This is a genomic window from Variovorax paradoxus (assembly GCF_009755665.1).
Lineage (GTDB): Bacteria > Pseudomonadota > Gammaproteobacteria > Burkholderiales > Burkholderiaceae_C > Variovorax > Variovorax paradoxus_G.
In genome coordinates, this window is record NZ_CP046622.1 from 382,497 (window position 1) to 395,783 (window position 13,287).

Below are 13,287 nucleotides of genomic sequence, written 5' to 3' on the forward strand. Positions count from 1 at the left end.
CAGGCCGCTTTTGGCCGACCATAGCCGGTCGCTTGCGAGCGGCAACTCTTGGCCATGGAGGCGAGGTGTGTCTGCACAGCAAATTCGGTCAAGACGCGAAGCCATCCCTTTGACATGATCCAGCCATGAACAGCACGGCACCACCAGTCCTCGACCCGCTCTCGAGCGTCGTTGCCTGGATAGAGCTGCAGCTCGACCAATCGTTGACTCTGGAGTTGGTCGCGGCGCAGGTTGGCCTGTCGCCATATCACTTCTCACGGCTGTTCACCGCACGCATGGGCCGCAGCGTCATGGCCTATGTGCGCGGCCGCAGACTCGTGCGCGGGGCCCGACGGCTCTGCGATGAGCCAGACCTGAAGCTCGTCGATCTTGCGTTCGACTGCGGATTCGAATCCCAGGAGGCGTTCACGCGCGCGTTCAAGCGCCTGTTCGGCGTCTCCCCGGGCCGGTTCCGCAGCGGATTTGCGGTCGAACCCATTGAAGGCCAATATCCTATGAACCTCCCTCCTGCACAGAATACATCCGTCTCTCGTTTGCCCGAGCTCGTAGCGATGCCCGCTTTCCGCGTCGCCGGCCCTTCGCGCCGCTTCGACGAGGCTACCAAGTCGGAGATCCCGCAGTTGTGGTCCGCGTTGATCGGTGCGCTGCCATTCGCAGGCCAGGTCCAGAGCTGGGCGACCTATGGTGTTGTCTCCATTGCTGACAAGGCTGAGGGCTGTTTTCAGTACATGGCAGGTGTCGGTGTCGAATCCACCTGCGTGCCGCCGTCCAATTTCTCGACGATGGAGATCCCGGCCGCAACCTACGTCGTGTTCCGAATCACCCTCAATGGCACGGCGCTGCAACCGCAGGTCAAAGAGGCTCTGGCATCCATATGGGGCGAGTTGATCCCGACCTCCGGCTTGAAGGTCGCCAACGGTCCCGACTTTGAGCTCTATGACGGCCGTTTCGATCCACAGCAGCCAGGAGCATTTATCGATTTCCACGTTCCCGTGGAGGCCTGAATTGAAGGAAGGCGGCGAATGTCCGCTGCTGGCCGACTTGTAGTTTCGCGACAGGTCAGCGCACAGCGGCGCTGCTAGGGAACAAGCGGAGAAAGGGCACAGCCGCATCGGATGGCACTTTCGCCGCGGGCCGCGACCGCCCCTTGGAGGTGAGGCTGCGCCGGGCGGGGCAGAAGACCTCAGGCAGCCGGCTCCTTTGTCACGAGCCAGATGCCGCCGCAGACTAGCACCGTGGCCGCCGCGTAGCGCCAATCCAAGAGGCTCTCATGCAGGAAGAGGCTCGACAAGGCCACACCGAAGACCGGCACCATAAAGTTGAAGGCCGTAATCATGCTCACGCGGTTGTATTTGAGCAGCAGGCTCCAGATGGAGATCGCCAGTGAGGACAGTACAGCCAATGTACACCAGTAGCGCCGTCGAGGCGGGAGTGAAGCCCGAAAGATGGCCACCGCTCGCGTATCCGCCCACCAGCAGTGCGGCACCGCCAATTGACAGCTGCAATCCCGTCATCACGATCGGATCGATGCCCTGGGAGATGCGCTTGCCGTAGATGCTCGCAGCGGCCAGAACCAAAGCCGCAATGACCACGAAGCCTTCGCCGAGCAACGTGAATTCGAAGGACGGGATGCCGCCCAAGCCTGACCCGAGGTTAACCACCATCACGCCCGCGAAACCCGCGATGCACCCCACCACCTTGTTGAAGCTCAGTCGATCGTTGTGGAAGATGAAGTGCGCCAGCAGCACGCTGAAGAAGGTGCCGGTGGCGTTCATGATCGAACTCTTCACCCCGCTGGTGTACGCCAGGCCGACGTAGAAGAACACGTATTGCAGCGTCGTCTGTGTCAGGCCCAGTAGCGAGATCTGCGTCCACTCCCGCCGCGTGAAGCCTCGCACCGCCTGGCCACTGGCCACGGCGTAGACCAGCAGGAGCAGGCCCGCGACCAGGAAACGCCAGCCTGCGAAGACGAGCTTGGAGGGCACGTCGGCAGGGGCAATGCCGAACAACGCATATCCGCCCTTGATGGCCGGATACGAACTGCCCCAGAGCACGCAGCACAGAAGGGCGAGAAAAAAAACGACTCTGCGGTTCGTCAAAAAGGGATGGGCGGGGTTGGCAGGGTGCATGAACAGGCAAAAGAGATCACGGAGTGCGAGCGGTGCGTAGCCGTAGTAGTCAGCGGACGCCAGACCGCGCGTCGAAACGCGTCTGCTAAAGATGGAGCGCTTGCGTAAAAGCCCTCGATTGTCTCCGGGGGCAATGCTACGGCGCATGGGCGGTCAAGAACAAAGGGTCCGCGAGGCAGGGTAAAAATTCGATAGTCAGTGAGAACCGACTCATGCGGACTTTTGCCTGCCGTCGATTACCCGCGCAGCAGTTGCGTCGCCGTGTGGATCAACAGCCCCACCAGCCCGCCCACCAGCGTGCCGTTGATGCGGATGAACTGCAGGTCGCGGCCTATGTTGCGTTCGAGTTCCACGGTCATCTCCTCCGCGTTCCATTCGGCCACCCGCTCCTCGATGTAGCGGCGGATGTCCTCGCGGTAGCGTTCGATGGCCAGCGGCGCGGCGGCCTCGATCTGCTCGTTGATCCAGCGGCGGATCGCTTCGTCGGCCTGCAGGCGCGCGCCCAGCGCTCCGGCCATCGACGCGATGCGCCGGCGGATCGTCGAGTCGCCCCGGCCCAGGTCGTCATGCAGCCAGGCCAGCAGCTCGCCCCACAACCCATGCAGGTAGTCGCCCAGCGCGGGATGGGCCATGAGCTCGGCGCGGATCTGTTCGCCGCGCTGCTGGAACTCGGGGTCGAGCTTGAGCCGCACCACGAAGTCGTCGACAAAGTGGTCGAAGCGCTTGCGCATCGGGTGGCCGGGCTCGGCCGCCAGCTCGGCAATGGTGCGCGCTACGGCCGCGACGATCTTGCGCGTGGCGAGCTTGGCCGCGACCTGGTCCAGCCCCACGTAGCGCAGCGTCTTTATCTCGCGTGCAATGGCTTCGGTGATGTGCGCCTGAATCTCTTCGCCTTCGAGCAGGCCGGCCACCTGCTGCAGCACATCGTCGAGCAGGGCCTGGTGGCGCCCGCCCGCGGTGAGTGCGTCCAGCGCCTGGCCAGTCAGGCGCGAGAGGTCGATCTTCTCCAGGCCCGCGGCCGCGGCACGCCCCATGAAGGCGCGAACCCGCTCGTCATCGAATGCCGAGAGGCCGTAGCGCGCGGCGGCCACGCCCCATTCGCCCAGCTTCTCGCCGCTGGCGGGGCGGGCCAGCCACTCGGCGATGCGGCCGGCTGCGTCGAACTCCCGCAGCTTGGCCAGCACCTGCTCGGTGCCGAGAAAGTTGTTGCAGATGAAGCCGGCCAGCTTGGCGCCGATGCGGTCCTTGTTGCTCGGGATGATGGCCGTGTGCGGAATCGGCAAACCCAGCGGGTGGCGGAAGAGCGCCACCACCGCGAACCAGTCGGCAATGGCGCCGACCATCGCAGCTTCTGCAAAGGCAGCCACGTAGCCCCAGGCCGGGTGCTGGCCGTGCAGCGCACTGGCCAGCGCATACAGCAGCGCCGCGGCGCACAGCAAGCCCAGCGCCACGCGCTTCATGCGTTGCAGCGCGCCGCTGCCGTGGTGGTCTTCAGCCAATGGTGGGCGTGGCCGCAAGGCGTTCCATGAACAGTTCGCAGCGCGCCAGTTGCTCCAGGCTCACAAACTCGTCGGGCTGGTGCGCCTGGTTGATGCTGCCCGGGCCGCACACCACGGTGGGGATGCCGGCGTTCTTGAAAAGGCCTGCTTCGGTGCCGAAGGCCACCAGCGTGGTGCGCTCTTCGCCCGCCAGGCGCTGGGCCAGCAGCGTGATGGGATCGTCCGCTGACCCAAGAAAGCTCGGAATCTCGCAGATGGTTTCGAACTTGAAGCCCGCATCCGGCGCCACCTTTTTCATCGCGGGCTCGATGCTCGCGGCATAGGCCAGCACGTCGGCCTGCATGCGCTTCGCATCGGCCGTGGGAAGGTCCCGGAACTCGTAGCGGAACTCGGCGTCGCGCGGCACCACGTTGTCGGCAATGCCGCCGTGGAACTGGCCCACGCTCGCGGTGCTGAAGGGCACGTCGAAGCCTTCGTAGCGCGGCTCGCTGCGCTCGAAGCCCTCGGCCATGTCGCGCACCTTGCCGACCACGCGGGCCGCCATTTCGATGGCGTTGACCGAATGCGGCGTGAGCGACGAATGCGCCTCCTTGCCACGCACGCAGCACTTGTAGCGGTACACGCCCTTGTGCGCGATGGCCGGCACCATGCTGGTGGGCTCGCCCACGATGCAGGCAAGCGGCTTGATGTTGGCGTCGCGCATGTCGGCGATGAGTTCCTTCACCCCGAAGCAGCCGATTTCTTCTTCATAGCTGAAGGCGAAGTGCACCGCGTAAGGCGAGTCGCTTTCCAGGAAGCGCTTGGCGTTGGCAAGGGCGATGGCAATGAAGCTCTTCATGTCCGCCGAGCCGCGGCCGTAGAGCCGATCGTTCTGCACCACGGCCGAGAGCGGGTCTACGCTCCACTCCTGCCCGTCCCAGGGCACCGTGTCGGTGTGGCCCGAAACGATGACGCCGGCCGGCTTGCCTTCGCCGAGCGTGGCGAACAGGTTGGCCTTGGTGCGTTCGGCGTTGTAGGTGATGCGGCTTTTGACGCCGAGCGCGGCCAGGTGGCTCTGGGCGAGGTCGATCAGTTCGAGGTTGCTGTTTGCGCTGATGGTGTTCATGCGCACGAGCGCCTGGGCCAGCGCGAGGCTTTGAGGGGAAAGCGTATGGAGCATGCAACAGATTGTCCAAGAAGTCGGCGCTGCGCGCCGCGATTGCCGGCGCTGTCATGCGAAGCGGGTACCCTGCGCCTCTTTTGGATGGAGAAAAAGACGATGCGCACCCTTCAGCTGGCTCTCTCTGCAACCGCAGCCCTCTGCCTTGCCGCCTGCGGCATCACCGGCCCCGCCGGCTCGTCCGGAAAGCTGCTGACGCTCGACGGCCAGCCGCCGCTGGTCATTGCGCACCGCGGTGCCTCGGGGTACCTGCCCGAGCAGACGCTCGAAGCCTATGCGCGCGCCATCGAACTTGGCGCCGACGTGATCGAGATGGACCTGGTCTCCACCAAGGACGGCGTGCTCATTGCCCGCCACGACCCCAACCTGGCCATCAGCACCGACGTGGCCAGGCACCCGCGCTTCGCCTCGCGCAAGAAGACCATCAAGGTCGACGGCGAAACCCAAACCGGCTGGTTCAGCAACGACTTCACGCTGGCCGAGATCAAGACGCTGGGCGGTATTTCGACCGACGCCGAGCGGCCGCAGGAATTCAACGGCAAGTTCAAGATTGCCACCTTCCAGGAGATCATCGACTTTGCCAAGGCGAAGTCGAAGGAAACCGGCCGAACCATCGCGATCTACCCCGAGACCAAGAACCCGACCTACTTCCGCGACCTGGGCCTGCCGATGGAAGACAAGGTTGTTGCCGCCATCAATGCGGCCGGCTGGAACAGCAAGACCGCGCCCATCTTCGTGCAGTCGTTTGAGCCCGGCAGCCTCAAGTACATGAAGAGCAAGGGCCTGAACACCCGGCTCATCCAGCTGATCGATGGTGACGGCATCGACATGAAGACCGGCGCCATGACCTACGCCGTGCCGGTCGACCGCCCCTACGAATGGACCAAGGCGGGCGACAAGCGCAACTTCGATGTCATGGTCACGCCCGCCGGGCTGGCCGAAATCAAGACCTATGCCGACGGCATCGGCCCGTGGAAGCGCTACATCGTGAGCATCAAGGGCAGCGTCGGCGCCGACGGCAAGCCGATCGACGTCAACAAGGACGGCAAGATCAACGATGCCGATGCCACCTCGATTTCGCCCACCACGCTGGTGGCCGACGCCCACAAGGCGGGCCTGTTCGTGCATCCGTTCACCTTCCGCAACGAGTCGCGCCGCCTGGCGGCCGACTACAACAAGGACGGCAAGAACGAGTACGCCATCTACTACAAGCTCGGCGTGGACGGCGTGTTCACCGACTTCACCGACACGGCGGTTGCCGCGCGCGCCGACTACCTCAAGAGCATCGGCCGCTGAGTTTTCGCGGGGAACACCGCGGAACCGGCTTTGCCGGGCCGCTGGTGTTGCCCCCGGCGAGGGGGAGGGAGAAGCGACACGAAGTGCGCGAAGCCTGGGGGAGTGCGTAATTCGCCGGCACGGTCTTTGCGGTGGTGAGCCGCAAAGTCTAGACTGTGCCCCATGAAACTCATCGATTCGCTTGTCACGCAGGCGGCGGGTATCGCCGCCGTGCGGCGTGACCTCCACGCCCACCCCGAACTCTGCTTCCAGGAAGTCCGCACCGCCGACGTGGTGGCAGGCAAGCTCACGGAATGGGGCATTCCCATCCACCGCGGCCTGGGCACCACCGGCGTGGTGGGCATTGTCAAGAACGGCACCAGCAACCGCGCCGTCGGCCTGCGCGCCGACATGGACGCGCTGCCGGTAACGGAGCTCAACACCTTCGCCCATGCCAGCAAGCACCACGGCAAGATGCACGCCTGCGGGCACGACGGCCACACCGCCATGCTGCTGGCCGCAGCGCAGCACCTGGCCAAGCACCGCAACTTCGACGGCACGGTGTACCTGATCTTTCAGCCGGCCGAAGAGGGCGGCGGCGGCGCGCGCGAAATGATCAAGGAAGGGCTCTTCGAGCAGTTCCCCATGGACGCCGTGTTCGGCATGCACAACTGGCCCGGCATGAAGGCCGGCCAGTTCGCGGTGAGTCCGGGGCCGGTGATGGCGTCGGGCAACAAGTTCTATGTCAACGTGATCGGCAAGGGCGGCCATGCCGCGCTGCCGCAGACCGGCATCGACCCGGTGCCGATCGCCTGCGAGATCGTGCAGGCCTTCCAGACCATTCTCACGCGCAAGATGAAGCCGACCGATTCGGCCGTGATCTCGGTCACCACCATTCACGCGGGCGAGGCCAACAACGTGATTCCCGACAACTGCGAGTTGACGGGCACCGTGCGCACCTTCTCCATCGAGGTGCTCGACCTGATCGAGGCGCGCATGAAGAAGATTGCCGAGAACATCTGTGCGGCGCACGACGCCACCTGCGACTTCCGCTTCGAGCGCTACTACCCGCCCACCATCAACACCGAGGCCGAGGCCCACTTTGCCCGCCGCGTGATGGGCGAGATCGTGGGCGCAGAGAACGTGCTGCGTCAGGAACCCGCCATGACCTCGGAAGACTTCGCCTTCATGCTGCAGGCCAAGCCGGGCGCCTATGCCTTCATCGGCAACGGCGACGGCTCGCACCGCGACGTGCACCACGGCGAAGGGCCGTGCACGCTGCACAACGCGAGCTACGACTTCAACGACGACCTCATTCCCCTGGGCGCCACCTGCTGGGTGCAGTTGGCCGAGCAGTTCCTGAAGCCCGGAGGAAGCGCATCTTGATCGGCATCGGCGAGGCGTTTTCGCCGCGCTACGCCCAGGCGCGCCAGAAATTCCTGCAGGCTTGCGTGAGCGCGGGCCTCACGGTCGAGCCGCATGCGCATCCGGGCAAGGGGCAGGGCGGCGAAGAGCTTTCGATGGACGTGGCGCTCGACGGCGATGCCAACGCCGAGCGCCTGCTGATCGTCTCCAGTGCCTGCCATGGCGTGGAGGGCCATTGCGGCAGCGGCGTGCAGGTGTTCGCGCTGCACGACGCCGAATGGCGCGAGAAGGCCAAGGCGCAGGGTGTTGCGGTGCTGTACGTGCACGCGCTCAACCCGCACGGCTTTTCATATGGCCGGCGTGTCACGCAGGAAAACGTCGACCTGAACCGCAACTTTCTCGATTTCTCGAAGCCGCTGCCGGTCAACCAGGCCTACGCCAAGCTGCATCCGCTGCTGTTGCCCGACGCCTGGCCGCCCACGCCCGAGAACCAGGCCGCGGTTGATCAATGGATCGAAAAGCACGGCGCCGCTGCTTTCCAAGCGGCTGTCACCGGCGGGCAATACCAGTTCGACGACGGGCTGTTCTTCGGCGGCAAGGCGCAAACCTGGAGCAACAAGACACTGCGCAACGTGCTGCGCCGCCATGCGGCCGGCGCGCGCCGGCTGGGCTGGATCGACCTGCACACCGGGCTCGGGCCGAACGGCATCGGCGAACGTATCTTCGCTGGCAGGGACGACAAGGCGGCCTACGCGCGCGCCAACGCCTGGTGGGGCGCGCCCGCGGCGCCGGTGACGTCGGTCTATGACGGCTCGTCCACCTCGGCGCTGTTGAGCGGCCTCGTCAGCGAAGCGGTTTACCAGGAATGTCCGCAGGCCGAATACACCGGCATTGCGCTCGAATACGGCACGCTGCCCATGCTCGACGTTCTGGGTGCGCTACGCGCCGACCACTGGCTGCACAAGCATCCCGACGCACCGGCCGAACTGGCCGACGGCATTCGCGCGCGAATGCGCGATGCCTTCTATACCGACACCGATGCCTGGCGCGGCCAGGTCGTCAGCCAAGCCCGCCAGGCCATGTTCCAGGCCGTGGACGGCTTGAGCGGCTGACGCAAGAAACGGGGCGCGAAGCCCCGGTGGTCAGGTCCGGATCTTGCCGTCCGCGGTGATCATCGACAGCTCGACGAACTTCGAGCCGACGTGGTTCTTGGGCGAGAACGACACCTCGAAGCCGCCGAACTGCTGGCGGTCGATGCTCTCCAGGCCCGCAATGAGGCCCTCGCGCGAAGCCTTGCCCGGCGCGCGGCGCAGGCCCTCGGTCAGCACCTTGGCGGCAAGGTAGCCTTCCATGCTCGAGAAATTGGCGCTCGCCGCGGCGCCGGCCTTCTTGACTGCGTCGCTGAACTCGCGCGTGATCGCGTTGGCGGGGTTGTAGGGCGAGGGCACCACCTGCGTCACCATCACGCCCGCGCCGCCCTTGCCCAGCTCGTCGGCCAGCGCCTGGGTACCCACGAAAGACACATTGAAGAAAGTGCCGCCGTAGCCTGCCTTGCGGGCCTCGCGGATGAAGGCGGCGCACGCCTTGTAGGCGCCCACCTGAACCACCGCGTCGGGGCGCGCCGCCACGATGCTCTTCACGGCCGAGGCCACGTCGACCGAGTTGCGCTCCACCGTGGCCAGCGCCACCGGCTTGAGATCTTGCTGCGAAAGCGCCAGCGTCACGCCGTCGAGTCCGGCCTTCCCATAGGCGTCGTTCTGATAGAAGACCGCGATCTTCTTCAGGTGCAGGTGGGTGAGCTGCTTCACGATCAGCGCGGTCTCGTCGTTGTACGAAGCGCGCAGGTGGAACACATTCTTATGGAACGGCTCGCGCAGCGACATGGCACCGGTGAACGGCGCCACGAAGGGCACCTTGTCCTTCACGGCAAGCGGCAGCGCCGCCATGCTGGTGGGCGTGCCGATGTAGCCGAACAGCGCGAACACATCCTCCTCGATCAGCTTTTGCGTGTTGGCCGCGCAGCGGTCGGGCTCGTAGCCGTCGTCCAGGTTCTTGATCACCACCTGGCGGCGGCCGGGCTGGGCGTTGTATTGGTCCAGGAACAGCTTGGCGCCCTGGTGAAACTGGATGCCGAGCTGAGCGGCCGGGCCGGTGAAGGGAGCCGATTGGCCCAGAACCAGCGGCGTGTCGCCCTGCGCCCTGGCCAGCTGGAAACCACCCAGCGCGGCCGCACCCGTGGCCAGTGAAAAATGTCTGCGATTCATCATGGTGAAAACCTCTTCCGCGTTGCCGCGCACTATCTGGAAAACTTTAGACTTGCCGGATGGACGATGCCCCGGTCTCTACAACTGCTGTTCTCCCCACCGAAACTTCCACGGTCCTGGGCGCTTGCCCGCACGACTGTCCGGACACCTGCGCCCTGGTCACCACCGTCAAAGACGGCGTGGCCATAAAGCTGCAGGGCAATCCGGCCCATTCGCACACCGGCGGCGTCCTTTGCACCAAGGTTTCACGCTACATCGAGCGCAACAGCCATGCCGAGCGCCTCGTGCAGCCCATGAAACGCATCGGTCCCAAAGGCAGCGGCCAGTTCGAACCCGTAAGCTGGGACGCCGCTCTTGACGACATCGCCGCGCATCTCCGTGCATTGCAGACAGATCCGGAAACAATTGTGCCTTATAGTTACGCAGGCACCATGGGTCTTGTGCAGGGCGAGTCCATGGATCGGCGTTTTTTCCACAAATTGGGCGCCACGCTGCTCGACCGCACCATTTGTTCCATGGCCGGCGGCGAGGCCATGGTCTACACGCTGGGCGCCAAGATCGGCATGCGGGTCGAGTTTTTCGCCGAAGCCAGGCTGATCCTGATCTGGGGCAGCAACTCCATTGCCAGCAACCTGCATTTCTGGCGCCATGCGCAGGCCGCCCGGCGCGCCGGGGCGCGGCTGGTGTGCATCGACCCGCGCAAGACCGAGACCGCCGACAAGTGCGACGAGCACATCGCCTTGCTGCCCGGCACCGATGCGGCGCTGGCCCTGGCGCTGATGCACGAACTCATCGTGCACGACTGGCTCGACCGCGACTACATTGAAAACCACACCCTCGGCTGGGAGCAGCTGCGCGAGCGTGCCTTGCAATGGCCGCCGTCGCGCGCCGCTGCCGTGTGCGGCGTGCCCGAGGCGCAGATCGTGGCGCTGGCGCAGGCCTACGGCACCACCAAACCCGCCGCCATTCGCCTGAACTACGGCATGCAGCGCGTGCGCGGCGGCGGCAACGCGGCGCGCGCGATTGCCTGCCTGCCCGCGCTGGTGGGCGCCTGGCGCGACCGCGCGGGCGGGCTTCTGTTGAGCAGTTCGGGCCACTATCCGGCCGACCGCGCCGCGCTGCAGCGCCCCGACCTGCTCGCGGGGCGCCAGCCGCGCACCATCAACATGAGCACCATCGGCGACGCGCTGCTCGACCAGGCAAAGCCGGTAAAGGCCATCGTGGTCTACAACAGCAACCCGGTCGCGGTGGCACCCGAGTCGGGCAAGGTGGTGGCGGGTTTTGCGCGCGAAGACCTCTTTACCGTGGTGCTGGAGCAGTTCCAGACCGACACGGCCGACTACGCCGACTACCTGCTGCCGGCCACCACCCAGCTCGAGCATTGGGACATCCACTGCAGCTATGGCCACACCGACGTGCTGTTGAACCGCCCCGTGGTTGCGCCGCGCGGCGAGGCGCGCAGCAACGCATGGATCTTCCGCGAGCTGGCGCGCCGCATGGGCTTCGACGAGCCCTGTTTCTCCGAGGGCGACGAGACGCTGTGCCGCACCGCTTTTGCGCCCGGTGCCATCGATTACGAAGAGCTGCTCTCGCAAGGCTTCACCAGCCTGCCGCTGCCCGAGGCGCCTTTTGCAGACGGCAAGTTTCCGACACCTTCGGGCCGCTGCGAATTCTTCAGCGCACGGCTCCAGGCGCAGGGCATGGACGGGCTGCCCGACCATGTGCCCAACTACGAGCCGGCGGGCGGTTCCGCTGAATTTCCGCTCGCGATGATTTCGCCGCCGGCGCGCAATTTTCTCAATTCGACCTTCGTCAACGTGACGAGCCTGCGCGCGATCGAAGGCGAGCCGCTGCTCGAGATTCACGAGGCGGACGCCGCCGCGCGAGGCATCGAGAACGGCGCCACGGTGCGCGTGTTCAACAGCCGCGGCGAGCACCGCTGCCGCGCCGAAGTCTCGCGCCGCGCGCGGCCGGGCGTGGTGCACGGCATGGGCATCTGGTGGCGCAAGCTCGGCATGGACGGTACCAACGTCAACCAGCTCACCAGCCAGCGCCTGACCGACATCGGCCGCGGCCCGACCTTCTACGACTGCCTGGTCGAAGTGGAGCGTATTGCTCCCTTTCCCCCTGGGAGAGAGTTGGGGTGAGGGCTGCCTCCGTATCCGCCCTGGCCGGCGCGCTGCTGCTGCTCAGCGGTTGCGCCGACCTCGGCTACTACTGGCAATCGGCCAGCGGCCACATCGGCATCATGCGGGCCGCCAAGCCGGTGCCCGAGTGGCTGGCCGACCCTGCGGTTTCCGAGCCGCTGAAAGCCAAGCTCGAACTCGCGCAGCGCATCCGCCGCTTTGCCGTGACCGAACTGGCCCTGCCCGACAACCCGAGCTACACCTCGTACGCCGACCTGCGCCGCCGCGCCGCGGTGTGGAACGTGGTGGCCGCGCCGCCGTATTCGCTCACGCTCAAGAACTGGTGCTTTCCGGTGGCCGGCTGCGTGGGCTATCGCGGCTACTACGACGAGGCTGCGGCCAAGGCCGAAGCCGAGGCACAAAGCGGCAAGGGCCTGGAAACCGCCGTGTACCCCGTGCCGGCGTATTCCACGCTGGGCTGGATGAACTGGGCCGGCGGCGACCCGCTGCTTTCCACCTTCATCGGCTACCCCGAAGGCGAGCTGGCGCGCATCGTGTTCCACGAGCTCGCGCACCAGGTGCTCTACGTGCCCGGCGACACGGTCTTCAACGAGTCGTACGCCACGGCGGTGGAGCGCATCGGCGGCGCCATGTGGCTGCAGCGCGAGGCCAGCGAAACCGCGCGAAGCGAATACGCGCGCTTCGATGCGCAGCGCCAGCAGTTCCGCGCGCTGGCCCTCAACACGCGCCGAGCGCTCAACCAGGTGTACGAATCCGCGCAGGCCGAGGCGGGCGACTGGACGGCGGTCGACGCAATGAAGAAGGCTGCGATGGACGACTTTCGCGAGCGCTACGCCCGGCTGCGCGCAGAATGGCAGGGCCCGCGCCAGGGCGCCTACGACCTCTGGGTGGCACGCGCCAACAACGCGAGCTTCGCAGCCCAGGGAGCCTACGATGACCTGGTGCCCGGCTTCGAGGCGCTGTTCGAGCGCGAAGGGCGCAACTGGCCGCGCTTCTACAAGGAGGTGCGCCGCATTGCCGCGCTACCCTCGATGGAGGAGCGGCGCCATGCATTGCAGACGGCCACCGGCATCCTGCAGACGAACAATTCCATCCGCAAGAACCAAGACAACCACGGAGATCACGGTGCCTGACATCCATATCGAACGAAACCACGCGCTGGGCATTGCCGGCGCACGCGAAGTCGCACGCCAATGGATGCAGCAGGTCGAGCAGGACTACGGCCTGGAATGCACCTACACAGAAGGCGAGACCAGCGACATTGCGCAGTTCAGCCGCGCAGGCATCGACGGCACCGTGGAGGTCACGGCCAATACGTTGACGCTGGAGGCCACGCTGGGTTTTCTGTTCAGCAGCTTCAGCGACCAGATCGAGCAGAAGATTGCGAAGAACCTTGACGCACTGCTCGATGCGCCGGGCGGCAAAAGCCGCTTTGCCTGACGGTCCTTC

At 65.7% G+C, this 13,287-nt stretch carries 10 protein-coding genes and 1 pseudogene; 7 read left to right on the forward strand and 4 right to left on the reverse strand.

The genetic code is table 11. From position 1 onward, the window contains the following. The first annotated feature begins 125 nt into the window (after positions 1-125). The gene (locus GOQ09_RS01830) at positions 126-1,004 is read left to right on the forward strand and encodes an AraC family transcriptional regulator (protein ID WP_157611603.1); all 879 of its coding nucleotides are present in this window, start codon (positions 126-128) and stop codon (positions 1,002-1,004) included. 179 nt (positions 1,005-1,183) lie between these two features. Here the strand turns inward: GOQ09_RS01830 and GOQ09_RS01835 are convergent. The 3 genes and pseudogenes from GOQ09_RS01835 to argE form a co-directional block, all read right to left on the reverse strand. Next, positions 1,184-2,129 (reverse strand): annotated as a pseudogene (locus tag GOQ09_RS01835) (DMT family transporter). A 236-nt stretch (positions 2,130-2,365) separates the two neighbouring features. Further along, positions 2,366-3,628 carry a DUF445 domain-containing protein gene (locus GOQ09_RS01840; RefSeq protein WP_242630960.1) on the reverse strand — a complete coding sequence of 421 codons (1,263 nt, stop codon included), beginning with the start codon at positions 3,626-3,628 and terminating at the stop codon, positions 2,366-2,368. Beyond that, entirely contained in the window at positions 3,621-4,787 is a 1,167-nt protein-coding gene (gene argE / locus GOQ09_RS01845; RefSeq protein WP_157611605.1) for an acetylornithine deacetylase, read from the reverse strand. The genes GOQ09_RS01840 and argE overlap by 8 nt, the downstream gene beginning before the upstream one ends. Positions 4,788-4,886: 99 nt before the next feature. Between argE and GOQ09_RS01850 the strand changes: the two genes are divergently transcribed. The 3 genes from GOQ09_RS01850 to GOQ09_RS01860 all read left to right on the forward strand — a co-directional run bounded on the left by GOQ09_RS01850 (position 4,887) and on the right by GOQ09_RS01860 (position 8,539). Further along, a complete protein-coding gene (locus GOQ09_RS01850) occupies positions 4,887-6,083 on the forward strand; it encodes a glycerophosphodiester phosphodiesterase (RefSeq protein WP_157611607.1) in 1,197 nt (398 codons plus the stop codon). 162 nt (positions 6,084-6,245) lie between these two features. Then, on the forward strand, positions 6,246-7,448 hold the full coding sequence (locus tag GOQ09_RS01855; RefSeq protein WP_157611609.1) for a M20 aminoacylase family protein: 1,203 nt from the start codon (positions 6,246-6,248) through the stop codon (positions 7,446-7,448). After that, positions 7,445-8,539: a M14 family metallopeptidase gene (locus GOQ09_RS01860; protein ID WP_157611611.1), complete on the forward strand. Its 1,095-nt coding sequence runs from the start codon at positions 7,445-7,447 to the stop codon at positions 8,537-8,539. The genes GOQ09_RS01855 and GOQ09_RS01860 overlap by 4 nt, the downstream gene beginning before the upstream one ends. A 30-nt stretch (positions 8,540-8,569) precedes the next feature. On the opposite strand, the gene GOQ09_RS01865 is transcribed toward GOQ09_RS01860, so the two are convergent. Continuing rightward, positions 8,570-9,694, reverse strand: coding sequence for an ABC transporter substrate-binding protein (locus GOQ09_RS01865; protein WP_157611613.1), 1,125 nt, complete (start codon positions 9,692-9,694; stop codon positions 8,570-8,572). A 56-nt stretch (positions 9,695-9,750) separates the two neighbouring features. Between GOQ09_RS01865 and GOQ09_RS01870 the strand changes: the two genes are divergently transcribed. From GOQ09_RS01870 to GOQ09_RS01880, 3 genes are read left to right on the forward strand one after another with little or no spacing between them, the layout of a single operon-like run. Beyond that, positions 9,751-11,838, forward strand: a complete 2,088-nt coding sequence (locus tag GOQ09_RS01870) for a molybdopterin-containing oxidoreductase family protein (protein ID WP_157611615.1) — start codon at positions 9,751-9,753, stop codon at positions 11,836-11,838. Next, the gene (locus tag GOQ09_RS01875; protein WP_157611617.1) at positions 11,835-12,971 is read left to right on the forward strand and encodes an aminopeptidase; all 1,137 of its coding nucleotides are present in this window, start codon (positions 11,835-11,837) and stop codon (positions 12,969-12,971) included. The genes GOQ09_RS01870 and GOQ09_RS01875 overlap by 4 nt, the downstream gene beginning before the upstream one ends. Next, positions 12,964-13,278 (forward strand): polyhydroxyalkanoic acid system family protein, encoded by a 315-nt coding sequence (locus GOQ09_RS01880; RefSeq protein WP_157611619.1) that lies wholly within the window; start codon positions 12,964-12,966, stop codon positions 13,276-13,278. The genes GOQ09_RS01875 and GOQ09_RS01880 overlap by 8 nt, the downstream gene beginning before the upstream one ends. Positions 13,279-13,287 lie beyond the last annotated feature (9 nt).

Bases quoted from the DNA above. Each gene is read 5' to 3' on its own strand.
- GOQ09_RS01855 (WP_157611609.1), top strand. From the start codon at position 6,246: ATGAAACTCATCGATTCGCTTGTCACGCAGGCGGCGGGTATCGCCGCC.
- GOQ09_RS01850 (WP_157611607.1), top strand. From the start codon at position 4,887: ATGCGCACCCTTCAGCTGGCTCTCTCTGCAACCGCAGCCCTCTGCCTT.
- GOQ09_RS01870 (WP_157611615.1), top strand. From the start codon at position 9,751: ATGGACGATGCCCCGGTCTCTACAACTGCTGTTCTCCCCACCGAAACT.
- GOQ09_RS01830 (WP_157611603.1), top strand. From the start codon at position 126: ATGAACAGCACGGCACCACCAGTCCTCGACCCGCTCTCGAGCGTCGTT.
- argE (WP_157611605.1), bottom strand. From the start codon at position 4,787: ATGCTCCATACGCTTTCCCCTCAAAGCCTCGCGCTGGCCCAGGCGCTC.
- GOQ09_RS01865 (WP_157611613.1), bottom strand. From the start codon at position 9,694: ATGATGAATCGCAGACATTTTTCACTGGCCACGGGTGCGGCCGCGCTG.